This window comes from Thermococcus celer Vu 13 = JCM 8558, assembly GCF_002214365.1.
Classification (GTDB): Archaea; Methanobacteriota_B; Thermococci; order Thermococcales; family Thermococcaceae; genus Thermococcus; species Thermococcus celer.
The window spans coordinates 1,615,259-1,630,021 of record NZ_CP014854.1 but is presented as its reverse complement, the minus strand read 5'-3'; the positions used below and the strand labels follow the sequence as shown (position 1 = coordinate 1,630,021).

Here is a 14,763-nt window from a genome sequence, read left to right as displayed (position 1 = left end):
CAAATATTTATAGTAGTGAACCCAAAGAACACCCGCCATGAAGGGTTCATTGAAACAGCTGTTGCGGCTGATGGAATACCTCAGGGGACACCTCCTACAGTTCTCGGCGGGCATAGCCATGGTTATCCTCATGTCCTACACCAACGGCGTGATCCCCGTCCTGATAAGGGAGGCCGTCGATAGGGGCATAACCACCGGGGATTACGGGCTTGCGATACGTTACGGCCTCTTTGTGCTCTTAGCGGCGGTTCTGAACGGGGCCTTTAGTTTCACCGGGAGGTACCTTCTCGTGAAGTCCGCCCAGCACGCGGTCTACAACCTCAGAATGGACGTTTTCAGGGCCATTGGGCGGCACAATATGGAGTTCTTCGATAGAACCTTCTCGGGCCAGCTGATAAGCAGGATAACCAACGACACGGAAAGGATCACCCGTTTTCTGTCCTTCAGGCTGAGGATGTTCGTCTATTCCATCTTCCTGATACTGGTGTCCCTTTACTACATGGTCAGGATGAACGTGTTCCTCGCCCTCGTTGCCCTGGTCACGATAGCCGTGGTCGTTTCAATAAACACAACCTACGCGATGAAGATCCGGCCCATCTACGACAGGATAAGACATCAGACGGGGGTCATAGCCTCGCTCGCCACCGGGACCATAGCGGGCGTGAAAACGATAAAGTCCCTCTCCGTGGAGGAGAACGTGCAGGAGAAGTTCTCCAGGGAGAACGAGGGGCTATACTCCATGAACGTCGAGGCAACGAAGATAACCGCCCTCTACGGAAACGCCTCTTTCCTCATCCTCGGGCTGGCGATGAGCGCAATGCTCTACTACGGCGGAAAGGGCATCATAGGGGGCACCCTCACCGTTGGCGAGCTCGTCGCCTTCTTAACCTACATGCTCACCATGATGTGGCCCTTAAGGGCCCTTGGCTTCACGATAGGTGACATCCAGAGGAGCTTGGCCGCCGCTTCAAGGCTTTTCGAGGTCATAGACTCCGCCCCGGAGGCGGTCGATGCCCCCGATGCCGTTGAAATCGAGGATCCAAGGGGCGAGGTGGAGTTCAAAGACGTACACCTCACGTACCACACCGGTAGAACCGTGCTCAAAGGTGTTAACTTAAAGATATCGCCCGGCGAGAAAGTCCTCGTGACTGGCCCGCCGGGTTCCGGAAAGAGCACCCTCGTCAAGCTCATCGCGAGGTTCTACGAGCCGGATAGGGGGAAAGTCCTCATAGACGGCGTTGATGTAAGAAAGATAAAAACGAAGAGTCTGAGGAGGATAGTGGCCTACGTCCCGCAGGAGCCCTTCATCTTCAACAGAAGCCTGAAGGAGAACATAGCCCTCGCAAAGCCCGATGCCACGATGGACGAGATAACAAAGGCCGCCAGGATGGCGAGAATCCACGACTTCATCTCATCCCTTCCCAGCGGCTACGATACGGTCGTCGGGGAGAAGGGGATAACCCTCTCCGGGGGCCAGAGGCAGAGGGTAGCACTCGCCAGGGCCCTCCTCCTGAATCCAAAGGTGATACTCCTGGACGATCCGTTTTCAAATCTCGACGCCGAGACCGAAAAGGAGATTCTGAACGACCTCGAGACCATCCTCCAGGACAAAACCGCGATAATCGTGTCCCAGAGGCTTTCCCCTGTGAAGATCGCCGACAGGGTAATCGTCATGGAGAACGGCTCTATAGTGGAGGAGGGAAAGCCGGAGGAACTCGTGAGGAAGGGTGGGGCCTTCGCGAAGATGCTCGAGTCGGCGGGTGATGTGCATGACGAATAACACGAAATCTTCACTCTCACTCCTGAGGAGGTTCATCGGGGAGGCGCTCTCCGAGAGAAGGACCCTCCTGATAGTCGTGATAAGTATAGTTGGCTCCGCCCTCGCCACCCTCCTCTCCCCCTACATCCTCAGCATCGTCATAGACCGCTACATAATCCCGGGCAGGTACGGGGAGCTCGGTCTGATGGCGCTCCTCTACTTCCTCTCCCTCGTTGCCCAGTGGTTCTTCGTAACGCTCCAGACGTTCTACACGGAGGTTTTCGGACAGAAGGTCCTGCGGAACCTCAGGGACAGGCTCCACGAGAAGATACTCGCCTCGAACCTGGATTTCTTCAAGGAGAAGTCCACCGGCGACCTGGTGTCCAGGATAATCAACGACACCAGCGTGGTCAACGACGTCCTGGTCTCGGGCCTTCTGGGCGGTCTGGGGAGCCTGCTGAGTCTGGGCGGCATAATCGTCGCCATGCTCCTCCTGGACGTCAAACTGACCCTCGTAGCCCTCGCCAGCGTTCCGCTGATGGTCTTCGTCGCCCTCTACTTCGGCACCAAAATGAGGAGGGCCTACAGGGAGACGAGGAGGAAGATAGCGAAGATCTCAAGCGTTGTCGAGGAGAGCGTCGCCGGAATCGAGACGATAAAGGCCTTCGGAACGGAAGAAAAAGCTGAAAAAGAATTTTCCAGAGTCTCGATGGAAACCATCAAAGCCTACCTCAGGGTAGCCGTTTACATGGGGTTCTTCTGGCCCCTCATGAACATAACCAGCCTGCTATCGGTGATACTGGTTATAGGCTACGGAGGCTACCTGGAATACACCGGGGAGGTGAGCATCGGCATCGTCGTCGCGTTTATCCAGTACGCCCAGAGGTTCAGGGGGCCGATAAACAACGTGGTGAGCATGTACGATAGCCTGCAATCCGCCCTCGCCGCGCTGGAGAGGATATACGAGGTGCTCGACGACGAGAACGTGGAGGACACCGCTGGGGTGGAGGTCGAGAGGCTAAGGGGCGAGGTGGAGTTCAGGGACGTCTGGTTTGAGTATGAAGAGGGAAGGCCGGTTCTCAGGGGCGTAAACCTCCACATACGGCCCGGTTCAAAGGTGGCGATAGTGGGGAGAACGGGCGCTGGAAAAACGACCATCGCGAACCTGATAATGAGGTTCTACGACCCAACTGAGGGAAGCATCCTCTACGACGGCCGGGACGGGAGGGGGATAAGCAGGAAGAGCCTCCGGAAGCGGATCGGCTACGTTCCGCAGGAGACTTACCTCTTCCCCGGGACGGTGATGGAGAACGTACTGATGGCGAACCCCGAGGCCACGGAGGAGGACGTGGTGAGGGTGTGCAAAAGGCTCGGCGTCCACGACTTCATAATGAAACTCCCGAAGGGCTACGAAACCTCCGCAGGGGAGGCGGGAAAGCTCCTCTCGGTAGGGGAGAGACAGCTCATATCCCTCGCGAGGGCCCTCCTCAAAGACCCGGACATAGTCATCCTCGACGAGGCGTTATCGAGCGTTGACCCGAAGACCGAGAGGCTCGTGCAGGACGCGATGCTCAGGCTGATGGAGGGGAGGACGAGCGTAATAATCGCCCACAGGCTTTCGATAACCCGCTTCGTGGACGAGGTGGTGGTGGTCGAGAACGGGGAGGTAGTGGAGAGGGGGCCCATCGATGCCCTCCTCGCGAACGGGGGGCACTTCTACAGGCTCTACGCGTCCCAGATGCAGGGGGATTAGGTCCCTATGTCGAAGGACCCGCGACGCGGACTTCGTCCTCAGCGTTACGCTCACTCACGGGCCGTTCCCTCGGGCATTTTTGTTTCCCGTTTGGCTTTATTACAACCCTTTTGTTCCCGAGTGGGTGGTCTCCGTCTATGTGGGCCACGATCCTCTCCGCCTTAACCTTCGGAGCAACGCGTATGCAGTATCTGTACAACAATGAGCCGGTGGTCTCTAAGGTCGAGGTGGATTGCGGGGTTTCCCACGTGGATGTTAGGGCTCAAACTATTTAATTTTCCTCCGCTTGAAAGGAAGAAAAAAGTTAAATAAAATTCAGACCATCCCCTTCCTGAACACCAGCACGTTCGGCTCCTCCGTTTCGTCCCACAGGAAGAGGCCGAGCCTTTTCAGTCCGGGAAGAACGGGCCTGAGCCCGCTGGGAAGCATGACGTCGAACTCCTCTTTTCCCCTCTCCCGGGCCACCCAGCTCATCCCCGGGAGCATGGCCCTCAGCGTTGCAGGACCTGTATCGAGGGAGGTGAAAGTAGTTCCACCCTTTGAGACGAGGAAGCGGAAGCCGTTGAGGTCGTAGAACTCCGCGTTCTTCCTGATCCACTCCAGTGCATCCTCGCCCCTCCTCACGAACCTCCAGCCGACCGGAATGAGGCCGAAGGGCAGGTCTTCGAGTGTTGGTTCCACCCTCTCTGGCTCCTCGGGCTCGAAGTCCCTGCTCCTCGCCCCGAGGACGAAGAACTTCGCCCTCAGGTGGAAACCGGTTTTCCGGGCCATCGCGATGCTCTCCCTATTCAGGAAGTACGTTGCGAACTCCAGGGCCTCTATCCTTCCCTCGAGGGCGAGTTTTTTGCCCAGCTCCAGCATGAAGTCGTGAAGCATCCTCCCGTAGCCTTTTCCCCTGTAGTCCCGGTGCACCCTCAGGCCTTCGAGCCAGCCGACCTCCCCTGGCAGGAGCGTCAGCTTCGCCGTTCCGACGACCTTCCCATCGAGCTCGAGGACGTAGAAGTTATCGCCGAGCCACTCATCGAAGACCCTCGCGAGGTAGTCCTCCCCGCCCCAGGTCAGCCTCGCTATCTCCTCGATGAAGGGCCTATCCCCGGGTCTGGCCTCTCTGATAATGGGTTCCATGTTATCACCGAGGTAGGGTTGGCGTTCATCCAATTTATACCTTTGCGGACATGGCCAGATATTGGGCTCCGGAATTCACCGCGTTATCCCTGATAGACCCCTTCTCGAAATTACCATCCGAAAAAGTTTTTAGGTCCGGCCTCGATTTAGTTTCGGTGGATCGTGTGCGGGAGAGCATCTCCAGGGCTCTATTTCGCGGAGGGATAGGGACCCCGCTGGTTTCCCGAGGTAACGTCCGTCCTCTTCGCCCTCGTCTTCTCCCACCTCCTGATGGAGAGGCTCGGAAGGTGGGATCTAAGGCTCTTCATGCTCTTCGCAGTCCTCGCGGCGGCTTCGGCAACGAGGAGGCTGAGGGATGAAGGTAGTCCTGGTGCCGATGCGTGTTGAGGACGGGAACTTCAACGCGAACTGGGAGGAGTTCCAGCGGCGCTTCAACGAGGCTTTGAGTCACGAGCCCGACTTCGTGGTCTTTCCGGAGTACTCCCTGACGGGCTTCGTCGAGTGGGACTTCAGCGGGGCGGAGCTCTACGGTGGGATAGTGGAGCGGGTGAGTGAACTGGCCAGAAAGGCGGGGGTTTACGTGGTCTTCGGCCTCCTGGAACCCTACAAGCGTTGCGTCTATAACTCGGCCCTGCTCGTCGGGAGGAACGGCGAGGTTCTCCTCAAGCACCGCAAGTTCCAGGAGCCGATGGGCTTCTGCACGGGCAACACGGTAAAGACCGCGAGGACGGAGTTCGGGAGGGTGGCGATAATCATCTGCGGGGACCTCTACAACAAGCGCGTATTGAAGTGGATCAAACGCAAAAGACCCGATTACGTCTTCGTGCCGATGGAGTACTCGCCGGACCACGGTGAGCCAAACGGGGAGGACGTTGAGGTGATGGCTGGGAGGGTCGGGCTCCTCTCGGCCGGAACCTTCGTCGTGAACAGCTATCCCCCGGGCGGGGCGTGGGTCTTCGATGGGGACGGAAGACTCCTGGCAGAAACGTCGGGGGAGGAACTCCTTGTGTGGGAGGATAGAGGGTGATAGCGTGTGGCGGTCCGCGAAGTTCGTCGATGAGAACGTCGCCTTCTCCCGGATGCCGGTGCGGAGTGAGGTTGACGGGGTGGCGAGGGCCTTCGACGCCATCGTTGTGCTCGTCGAGGAGTTTGAGCTCCCCTACCCGCTGGAGGAGTGGAGGAAGAGGGGCGTCGAGGTTCTCCACAGCCCCATTTCGGATTTCTCCGCCCCCTCCGTTGACCGGCTCCTCGAAATCCTCCGGTGGATAGAGGAAAGGGTTGGAGAAGGGAAGAAGGTTTTAATACACTGCATGGGCGGCCTCGGGAGGAGCGGGACGGTGGCGGTGGCGTGGCTGATGTACTCGGAAGGGCTGTCCCTGCGCGAGGCCCTGAGGAGGGTCCGCTCCCTGAGGCCCGGTGCCGTGGAGACCTACGAGCAGATGGGGGTTCTGAGAGAGCTGGAGAAACTCCTCAGAAGCCGTTGAATGACACGACGTCCTCCAGCCCCTTCCGCTCGTACTTCGGCTTGGGGTCAGCTGGGTAACCGACGGGCAGGATGGTCTGGAGTTTGTAATCCTGGGGAGCCCTGAGGAACTCCTCTATTGGTCTGGGGTTCGGTGGGGTGTACGTCACCGTCCCGAGGCCGAGTTCTTCGAGGGCCAGGAGGAGGTAGCCGACCGCTATCCACGTTGACTGAAGCCAGTACGGTGCCTTCGTGTGCCCAAAGATGAGTATCAGGTAGGGCGCCTCGCTCAGGAAGGGTTTCTCAGGCCTGAAGCCCTTCGCGTTCAGCCAGGCCATCAGGTCGCCCCGCGTTCTGGAGTAGAACTTCTCCTCCTCTCTCTCGCAGAGCTCCCGTATTTTACCCTTCATCCAGTCGTCGTCGATGATCACGAACCTCCAGGGCTGGGCGTTCATCCCGGAGGGGGCCTCTTTGGCGGCTTCTATCGCCTTCAGAATATCTTCCTTGGGGGGTCTATCCGGCAGAAACTCCCTGACGGTCTTTCGTCTCCTCGCCAGCTCGAGAACGCGCATGGCATCACCGAACGATTTTGGGCGATAAAGGATAAAAACGTTTAGACGTAGAACACCATGCCGTCGTAGGCGACCAGGACTCTGTTCCCCCACTTCTTCCTCACGTACTCGGTCAGTTCGAGGAAGGGCAGGTTCTTGTGGGATACGTGGCTGAGAACCGTCCTCTCCGCCAGTTTGAGGCCCATCTCCGCCGCCTCATCGACGTTGTTGTGGTACGGATCGTCCGTTTCCGGTGGGTACGTTGCATCCACTATCGCCAGCCTGAGGGGGACTTTAGATCTAAGGAGCTCCTCCGTCTCCCCGGGCAAACCCTTAGTGTCGTAGAGGATCGCCACTTCCCTACCGTCCTCTTCTATCAGGTACCCGAGGGTCTCGACCCCGTGGTTGAGCCTCAACGCGGTGATCCTCAGGGTGTCGATCTCAACGGTGTCCCCGGGTTTTATCGTCCCCGGCCTGAGGTTCTTGGGCTCGCGGAGGATCAGAGCGTCGGCGTGCCCGGAGGGGGCGTAGAGGGGTGTTTCCATAGCCATCCAGCGGAGCTTGTAGAGGCCGTAGATGTGGTCGTGGTGCCAGTGCGTCAGGAAGATCGCCTCCAGCGGAACGTTGAGGTGGTCCCTTATGTCCGTCCCAACGTCGAAGAGAACCGCCCTTTTGTTTTCCGTGATCACGGCGAGGGTTGAGGGTTTTCTCTGCGCGAAGCCGAATTTCCGCGCCTCGCTGCAAGTGGGGCAGGTGCAGAGGTGGGCGGGAATGCCCTCGCTTCCGCCGGTGCCGATGAAGTAGACGAGCACGGACATCACCGTTTTATGACTGTAAAATAGCTCCCGCCTTATAAAAGTTGCTCGACCCTGACGGGCTCAACACCCAAACCTCGACGTAGCGTTTGAAGCCCCTCTCGTCCACTATATGGAACTCGAAGGGGTGATAGTCGGGCAACCCGGCGAGCTTCTCTATCCTAAGCTCCAGCTCGGCCCTCTCCCTTTAACAGCCTCCCCTTTTCCCTCACAAACCCCTCAACCTCCTCGCTGGAGTTAAGCGCCTCACTCACGGCCTTCAGGAGGACCCCTATCGAATGAGTTCTGAGCCTCACATTGGAGTACTTTACCATGATGGCCTTGAGGTAAAGCTGAAGGGCCTGCTTCGCGAGGAAAACCGCGGTCTCGTATTTCTCACGTTCAAAGGCCTCGTTCGCCAGCTCGAGGTAATCCTCCGAGCGCCTCAGCAGGACCTTGACCTCCCCACCACCGGAAGCACTTTAACGGCTTTCCTCTAATACCTTTCGATGGGGATGAGGTTCGTAGCGGACATGATGCTCGGCCGGCTCGCGAGGTGGCTTCGCCTGTACGGCTACGACACGCTCTACGGCATCGAGGACGACGACGAGATACTCGAAGTTGCCAGGAGGGATGGGCGGGTCATCCTCACCCGGGACGCGGGACTGGCGGGTAGGGCCAAAAAGCTCGGCGTTGCCGTAATACTGCTCGGCTCGAACTCCCTCGAGGGGCAGGTTGGGGAACTAAGAAAACACGGAATTGAGTTCAGGGAGCTCTTTCCGGCGAACGCCCGCTGTCCGAAGTGCAACGGACGGATAAGGCCCGTCCTCAAAGAGGACGTCAGGGGCAGAGTTCCAGAGGGCGTCTATCGGAGGTACGACGAGTTCTACATCTGCGAGAACTGCGGTCAGGTCTACTGGCCGGGGAGACAGTGGAAGGAGATGGTAAAAATCGATAAAAAGCTGAGAAAGGCCTAACGGTGGGTGTGGACATGAGATGGGAAGATTGGAAGCCGTTCTACACGCGAATCGTCCGCGAGATGGGCTACTCGGTCGAGGAGGACAGAAAAGCCGCGGAGCTGTTGAGGGCGTTGCTCCTCGAGGGAGATGAGTACATCCTGAGGGACGAGTTAGCGGCCGTCGTCGGGAGAAAGGTCTACGTCTTCGGCGCCGGTCCGAGCCTTGAGAACGCTTTGAGGGAAGGCGACTTCTCGGATGGGACGCTGATAGCGGCCGACGGGGCGACCTCGGCTCTCCTCGCGGCAGGCCTCGTCCCGGACATCATCGTCACCGACCTCGACGGCAGGATTTCGGACATAAAGCTGGCCAACGATAGGGGGGCTTTTCTGGCCGTCCACGCCCACGGGGACAACGTGAAAAAGATATCCGTTTACGTGCCCATGTTCTCGAGGATCCTTGGAACGTGTCAGACCGAGCCCCTGGACGTGGTCTACAACTTCGGTGGCTTCACGGACGGCGACAGGGCGGCGTTTCTCGCAGAGGAGCTCGGTGCGAGGGAGATAACTCTGGTCGGGTTCGACTTCGGAACGGTCGTGGGCAGGTGGAGCAAACCGCGCCTTAAGGAGCACTCGCCGGTCTGGGAGAGCAAGAGGAAGAAGTTCGAGTTCGCGAAGGAGCTCCTCGACTGGCTCGAGAAAAATGGGAGGGCGAGGATAACCCGCTTTAGACCAGATCCCTGAGCTTCTTGACCTTCCCGGCCTTTACCTCGACGTAGCCCATCCTCTTTAGGAAGCGCAGGGTCTCCTCGATGGCCTCCCTTGAGTAATTAATGACGAGGGTCCCCTTCTCCGTGGGTATGGATATCGGCGCCACCCGGATGAATCCGTTTATCAGGTCCTCCTCGGGAACCCTTTTGTCCCCGAGGGCCTTGAGGATCTCTCCCGCGAGAATCGAACGTCCTATCAGCGCGAAGTAGACCCTCAACAGGTAGTCCTCCGGGAAGTAGGGCGCCGCTATCTTTCCGAGGGTGTTTATCTTGCCTATGTCGAGCTCCAGTATCTCGAACTCGTACTCCATCGTCAGGTCTGTGAGCACGAACTGCCTGGCGATCTTCTCGGTGCTCTCGGGGCTGTGGACGAGGTTGAACGGGAACTTGAACTCGAAGCGTAGCTTCGTAACGTCAACCCCCTCCCTGAGCTTGAGGACATCACCGTCCTGCTCTATCGCCCCGTTTCTCGCCAGCTGGTCGAGGAGCTCGGCCACCCACGGACCCTCCCGGATTAAAATTTCGACCTTTTCCCCGACCTTGAGGTGCTCCAGGAGGTGGTTGAGGCTCTCCTTGAACGAGAGGAACCCCTCTTTAAGGGCGTCCCTATCGGCGCCCTCGATGACGCCTATCTGCGCGCCTATCTCCTCGAGCGTTCCCTCGAGCATGTAACCCACGAAGGCCTCGTAACCGGGTCTCTCGCTAAGCTCGAACTTTATTCCAGCCTTCTTCAGGCCCTCAAGAAGCGCCCTTCTCACCTCTTCGCTCTTCGTCACGAACCGCATTCGATCACCCGAACCGGAAAGGGTTAAAAGCCTTATAGGTTTTTGGTCTCCGGAGGTGGAAGGATGGGAGAGAAGGCATATCTCCTCGACAGAACCCTTGAGGCGTGGAAGGGGAAGAGGGTGGCCCTCGCGGTCAGCAGCGAGCAATCGTTCACCGGGATCCTCGAGGACTTCGACGAGGAGGTCATAGTCGTTCGCGACGTACTTGACATAGTGGGGAACAGGGCGAAGGCGCTCATGGTCAAGATAGACGACCTCAACTGGATAATGCTGCTCTGAGGTGGTGGTATGAGGGGCGTTGCGTTCGTGGGCTACAAGAAGAGCGGAAAGACCACCACCCTCGAGGCCGTTGCTCGGGTTTTGAAGGAGAGGGGCTACCGCGTTGCGGTGGCCAAGAGCATGCACGCCGATTTCGACAGGGAGGGGAGCGACACGTGGAGGTTCTCAATGGTCGCCGACGAGGTTCTCGTGAGGGCGAACGACACAGACGCGCTCCTCTTCAAGGCAAAGGACATCAACGCCCTCTTCTCAATGGTCTCGGCGGACTTCCTCCTGATAGAGGGGTTCAAATCGATAACGCACGTCCCGAAGGTGATATGCGCGAGAAACGAGGAGGATGTTAGGGAGCTCAACGATGGGCGGGCCGTAGCGGTGAGCGGGGTAATAGCGTCAACGGGAGTCGAGGAGGTGGGCGGCCTGCCGGTCATCAACGCCGTGGAGAACCCGGAGGAACTGGCGGACCTCGTAGAGAAGCGCGCCTTCATGCTCCCGAACATAGACTGTGGCCTCTGCGGCTTCAACTGCGCCGAGATGACGAGGATGATAGTGGGGGGTGAGAAAACGCTCAGGGACTGCGTCGTCCTCAGCTCGAAGCCGAGGGTTACGGTGAAGATAGACGGAGAGATTCTGCCGATGAAGGACTGGGTGCAGGAGCTGGTAGAGAAGACCGTGAAGGGCATGCTCTCCGCGATGAAGGGCTACCGCGAGGGAAGGATGATAGAGATAGTAATCAGGGACGACTGAAGTTTCCAGAAGGCCTCCGGTACGGTTTCACCATGTTTCTGATGCCTCTGCCCTGAGTGCTCTTAACTCTTCGTTCTCCCATTGCCGAACATCCCCTCCTCACGGTCTTGGAGGGTTCTTTTATTTCCCTCCTCACTTCCTCGACCTCGAGCAGTTCCCGGAGGACCCCCATTGTCCAGCCCTCCAATTAACTGGTATCCTCCATGCCCTCACCAAGTTGTGGTATGAATTTACTCCCCTGAACCCATTTGGTGAGCTCTCCTCTTTAGCCATCTAAAGTGGACTCCACATTGAAACCTACGGGAATCCTCCTCACCTTTCCATCTTCCAGCACGTAGGCTCCGTAGTTGCCGTTATCGTCGACTATCAGCCAGACGACCGGCCAGAGCCGCATCCCCTTCAGATCCCTTCCACTCGGAACCGGCGGGCATCCAACGTGTGAGTGGAATATTCCGACGACCTCAAGGGCTCTCTCCTCGGCCTCGTCTATGGCCTTGACCATCTCAACCGGCTCCATCTCGAAGGCCATCGGGGAGTTCAGCCTGTTGGGAACGAAGCGAACCTCCTCGACGATGAACCCGTCCCTTTTTCGCCTCCCGAAGAGGAAACCACAGATCTCAACGGCGCTCCTTTTTGCCGTTTTGATAATCGCCTTTAAATCCTCCAGTCGAATTATCAGTTTCATGCTTAAAACTCCCCCGTTAGACTTATAAAGTTTGGAGATATGACGAAAGCCCGTCGGTGGTAGGATGAAGTGGGCCCTCACCCTCCACGGCGGGGAACACCACGGCGAAACGGTGGTCTTCGAGACCGAAACGGCGGACGAAGCAAGGATGTTCGCCCTTCAGGAGCTTAAGCGGAAGGACGCGATGGTCTTTGAACTCGAGAAGCTTGAGTGATTGCTTTCCATTCTTCCATCCCTTTACGCTCACTCCCCCTCCGTGTAATGGTCAATTCTGAGGGTTGCTCGAGTTAATGTTCACTGATGGACTTTCCTGTACGATTACTTATGTTCATCAATGGATTTCTGTGAACATTAATGTTTTTAAGCCCCTTATAATCACTGCCGGTGATACACAAGGGAGGTGTTGGGAATGCTCGTGCGTGTCGTGTACTACTTCGAGAACACCCTTCCTGAGGAGCGCATAGTCGTGACGAACGACATCAAAAAGGCCGAGAGAATAGCGGAGGAAGAGGTAAAGAGACTCGGCGCCAGGGAGTACGAGGTCGAGTGGGTGGCGTGAAGTTCGCTTTCGGTTTTTGCCACCCATCTTCATGGAAACGTGAACCAAAACGGAAGGATCCCGTCGATGCTGAGGACCATGGGTCAAAAATTGGGGGGAACGCAGGGCATCATGCCCCGCGCGACTGCTTGAACTGCTCCTGGATCCTCCTGTAGTACTCCATGGTTTCTTTGCTTACGCTGGGCCCGATCTTCTTCATCGCCTCCTCGAAGTCCCTCATCGTCACCTTCACTTTGCTCCTTATCTCGTCGGCCTTCATGCCGGGCCTTATGATGCCCTCCTGGAGTGCCCTCCTCATTGCCAGCATCGCGGCCTCCCTGACCACGGCCTCGATGTCAGCTCCCGTGTAACCCTCGGTCTTCCTGGCGAGTTCCTCGAGCTTTACGTCGTCCGCCAGGGGGACGCGTCTCGTGTGCACCTTGAGTATCTCCAGCCTCGCCTTCTCGTCCGGAGCCGGAACCAGTATCAGCCTGTCGAATCTTCCAGGCCTCAGCAGGGCAGGGTCTATGATGTCCGGCCTGTTGGTGGCGCCTATGATGACGACCCCGCTGTTCTCCTGTATTCCATCCATCTCCGTCAGCAGTTGATTGATGAGCCTGTCCGTGACGCGGTTCACGTCCGTGCCCCTCCTCGGGGCTATTGCGTCGATCTCGTCGATGAATATCACCGTCGGCGCCGCCTGCCTCGCCTTCCTGAAGATCTCCCTGATGTTCTTCTCGCTCTCACCGACCCACTTGCTCAGCACCTCCGGACCCTTGATGGCTATGAAGTTCGCCTCACTCTCGTTGGCAACGGCCTTAGCCAGGAGCGTCTTACCCGTTCCTGGAGGACCGTAGAGCAGTATTCCCTTGGGCGGGGTTATGCCGAGTCCGAGGAAGGCCTCTGGGTACTTGAGCGGCCACTCCACCGCCTCGCGGAGCTCCTCCTTCACTTCTTCGAGGCCGCCGACGTCGTCCCAGTGGACGTTCGGAACCTCGAGCAGGACCTCCCTGAGGGCGCTCGGCTCCACCATCTTGAGCGCCTCGTAGAAGTCCCTCCTCGTTACCTTCAGTTCCTCGAGGACCTCCTTGGGTATGTGCTCGGCCTCGAAGTCTATCCTGCCCTCGTTGATGAGCCTCCTGAGGGCCGCCATGGCCGCCTCCCTGGCGAGCGCCGCAAGGTCGGCACCGACGAAACCGTGGGTGACCTCCGCCAGCTCCTCGAGCAGGTCGTCGATGAGCCTCGCCTTGACCTCCTCGTAGAGTTTCTCGTCGGTGTTCCTCAGTATCTCCGGTATCTCCTCGTCCCTGGCCTTCTTGACCTTCATCAGCGCCCTCTCTGCGCCCTCGCGGTAGGCGTCGTTCATCTCGAGCCTCTCGAGTATCTCGATGACCTTGCCCTTCCTGAACTCCGGCTCGATTGGCATTCCCCTCGTGTGTATCTGGAGTATCTCCTTCCTGCCGGCTTTGTCCGGAACGCCGACCTCAAGCTCCCTGTCGAACCTTCCGGGCCTCCTCAAAGCTGGGTCTATCGCGTCCGGCCTGTTGGTAGCGCCTATGACGACCACCTTTCCGCGGCTCTTGAGGCCGTCCATCAGCGTGAGCAACTGCGAAACGACGCGCTTCTCGACCTCCCCGGAAACCTCCTCCCTCTTCGGGGCTATCGCATCAATCTCGTCGATGAAGATTATACTTGGAGCGTTCTCCTCGGCCTCCTTGAAGACCTCCCTAAGCCTCTCCTCGCTCTCTCCGTAGAACTTGCTCATTATCTCGGGCCCGTTGATGGCTATGAAGTGGGCGTTAGCCTCGTTCGCGACTGCCTTGGCTAAGAGCGTCTTACCCGTTCCAGGCGGACCGTAGAGGAGCACCCCCTTCGGCGGCTCGATGCCGAGCTTCTCGAATATCTCCGGGTGCTTGAGCGGGAGCTCTATCATCTCCCTGACCTTCTGGATAACGTCCTTGAGGCCACCGATGTCCTCGTAGGTAACCCCTAAAGCGGCGGTCTTGCTGACCTCCTTGACGGGCTTCTCGCTGACCTGGAAGTCCGTGAACTCCGTTATCTGGACTATACCCGCGGGGGTCGTCGCGGTTACCACGAAGGTCAGCTCCTGACCGAGTATGCCGACCTTGATGTAGTCACCCCTGACGACGGGTCTGCCTATGAGCCTGCTGTGGAACCACTCCACGAAGTCGTGCCCGAAGCGGATCGGCTCGGTCGGGGCGACGATTACCTTCTTCGCCTCCTTGACCTCCGCCTTCCTCACCGTGACCTCGTCCCCGAGGCCAACGCCGGCGTTCTTCCTGAGGGTTCCGTCCATCCTGATGATTCCAAGCCCCTCGTCCTCCGGATAGGCCGGCCAGACGACGGCGGCGGTGTTCTTGGTCCCTATTATCTCGATGATATCACCGCTCTGGGCACCTATCTCGCGCATGGATTTCCTGTCTATCCTAACTATTCCCCTGCCCACATCGCGCTGGTAGGCAGAGGCAACCTTGAGCTTGATCTCCCTCCTTTCGGCCATTTTTCACCACCTCCATAATTTTCATGACCGATGATTGCGAGA

17 protein-coding genes are annotated in these 14,763 nt (G+C 58.1%); 10 read left to right on the top strand and 7 right to left on the bottom strand.

Annotated features, from left to right (window positions below; translation table 11 throughout):
- Positions 1-37: 37 nt before the first annotated feature.
- Together A3L02_RS08845 and A3L02_RS08840 are read left to right on the top strand one after the other, a co-directional pair.
- Entirely contained in the window at positions 38-1,780 is a 1,743-nt protein-coding gene (locus A3L02_RS08845) for an ABC transporter ATP-binding protein (protein ID WP_088863563.1), read from the top strand.
- Entirely contained in the window at positions 1,764-3,512 is a 1,749-nt protein-coding gene (locus A3L02_RS08840) for an ABC transporter ATP-binding protein (RefSeq protein ID WP_394335146.1), read from the top strand. The genes A3L02_RS08845 and A3L02_RS08840 overlap by 17 nt, the downstream gene beginning before the upstream one ends.
- Before the next feature lie 315 nt (positions 3,513-3,827).
- Here A3L02_RS08840 and A3L02_RS08835 read toward each other — a convergent pair whose 3' ends face one another.
- A complete protein-coding gene (locus tag A3L02_RS08835; RefSeq protein ID WP_088863561.1) occupies positions 3,828-4,637 on the bottom strand; it encodes a GNAT family N-acetyltransferase in 810 nt (269 codons plus the stop codon).
- 355 nt (positions 4,638-4,992) lie between these two features.
- Here A3L02_RS08835 and A3L02_RS08830 point away from each other — a divergent pair, with 355 nt between their 5' ends.
- Positions 4,993-5,664, top strand: a complete 672-nt coding sequence (locus A3L02_RS08830; RefSeq protein ID WP_088863560.1) for a carbon-nitrogen hydrolase family protein — start codon at positions 4,993-4,995, stop codon at positions 5,662-5,664.
- Between the two features lie 4 nt (positions 5,665-5,668).
- The gene (locus A3L02_RS08825; protein WP_204247193.1) at positions 5,669-6,121 is read left to right on the top strand and encodes a protein-tyrosine phosphatase family protein; all 453 of its coding nucleotides are present in this window, start codon (positions 5,669-5,671) and stop codon (positions 6,119-6,121) included.
- Here A3L02_RS08825 and A3L02_RS08820 read toward each other — a convergent pair.
- The 3 genes from A3L02_RS08820 to A3L02_RS08805 form a co-directional block, all read right to left on the bottom strand.
- Complete coding sequence (locus A3L02_RS08820) at positions 6,108-6,671, bottom strand: nitroreductase family protein (RefSeq protein WP_088863558.1); 564 nt, start codon at positions 6,669-6,671, stop codon at positions 6,108-6,110. The genes A3L02_RS08825 and A3L02_RS08820 overlap by 14 nt on opposite strands.
- A 41-nt stretch (positions 6,672-6,712) precedes the next feature.
- The gene (locus A3L02_RS08815; protein WP_088863557.1) at positions 6,713-7,462 is read right to left on the bottom strand and encodes an MBL fold metallo-hydrolase; all 750 of its coding nucleotides are present in this window, start codon (positions 7,460-7,462) and stop codon (positions 6,713-6,715) included.
- Between the two features lie 164 nt (positions 7,463-7,626).
- Positions 7,627-7,893, bottom strand: a complete 267-nt coding sequence (locus A3L02_RS08805; protein ID WP_257789357.1) for a HEPN domain-containing protein — start codon at positions 7,891-7,893, stop codon at positions 7,627-7,629.
- A gap of 66 nt (positions 7,894-7,959) precedes the next feature.
- Between A3L02_RS08805 and A3L02_RS08800 the strand changes: the two genes are divergently transcribed.
- Positions 7,960-8,421, top strand: a complete 462-nt coding sequence (locus A3L02_RS08800; RefSeq protein WP_088863555.1) for a Mut7-C RNAse domain-containing protein — start codon at positions 7,960-7,962, stop codon at positions 8,419-8,421.
- A gap of 14 nt (positions 8,422-8,435) precedes the next feature.
- Entirely contained in the window at positions 8,436-9,143 is a 708-nt protein-coding gene (locus A3L02_RS08795) for a 6-hydroxymethylpterin diphosphokinase MptE-like protein (protein WP_088863554.1), read from the top strand.
- On the opposite strand, the gene A3L02_RS08790 is transcribed toward A3L02_RS08795, so the two are convergent.
- Positions 9,127-9,954, bottom strand: a complete 828-nt coding sequence (locus A3L02_RS08790; protein WP_088863553.1) for a hypothetical protein — start codon at positions 9,952-9,954, stop codon at positions 9,127-9,129. The two genes, A3L02_RS08795 and A3L02_RS08790, sit on opposite strands and share 17 nt — an antisense overlap.
- A gap of 63 nt (positions 9,955-10,017) precedes the next feature.
- On the opposite strand from A3L02_RS08790, the gene A3L02_RS08785 reads away from it, so the two are divergent.
- Positions 10,018-10,233: an LSm family protein gene (locus A3L02_RS08785; RefSeq protein WP_088863552.1), complete on the top strand. Its 216-nt coding sequence runs from the start codon at positions 10,018-10,020 to the stop codon at positions 10,231-10,233.
- 9 nt (positions 10,234-10,242) lie between these two features.
- Entirely contained in the window at positions 10,243-10,977 is a 735-nt protein-coding gene (gene mobB / locus A3L02_RS08780; RefSeq protein WP_088863551.1) for a molybdopterin-guanine dinucleotide biosynthesis protein B, read from the top strand.
- A gap of 265 nt (positions 10,978-11,242) precedes the next feature.
- Here mobB and A3L02_RS08770 read toward each other — a convergent pair whose 3' ends face one another.
- Positions 11,243-11,662, bottom strand: coding sequence for a M67 family metallopeptidase (locus A3L02_RS08770; protein WP_088863549.1), 420 nt, complete (start codon positions 11,660-11,662; stop codon positions 11,243-11,245).
- Between the two features lie 64 nt (positions 11,663-11,726).
- On the opposite strand from A3L02_RS08770, the gene A3L02_RS10355 reads away from it, so the two are divergent.
- Both A3L02_RS10355 and A3L02_RS10260 read left to right on the top strand, forming a co-directional pair.
- Entirely contained in the window at positions 11,727-11,876 is a 150-nt protein-coding gene (locus A3L02_RS10355; protein ID WP_204247192.1) for a hypothetical protein, read from the top strand.
- A 189-nt stretch (positions 11,877-12,065) separates the two neighbouring features.
- Entirely contained in the window at positions 12,066-12,221 is a 156-nt protein-coding gene (locus A3L02_RS10260) for a hypothetical protein (RefSeq protein ID WP_157895758.1), read from the top strand.
- A gap of 109 nt (positions 12,222-12,330) precedes the next feature.
- On the opposite strand, the gene A3L02_RS08765 is transcribed toward A3L02_RS10260, so the two are convergent.
- A complete protein-coding gene (locus A3L02_RS08765) occupies positions 12,331-14,721 on the bottom strand; it encodes a CDC48 family AAA ATPase (protein WP_088863548.1) in 2,391 nt (796 codons plus the stop codon).
- Between the last annotated feature and the right edge of the window lie 42 nt (positions 14,722-14,763).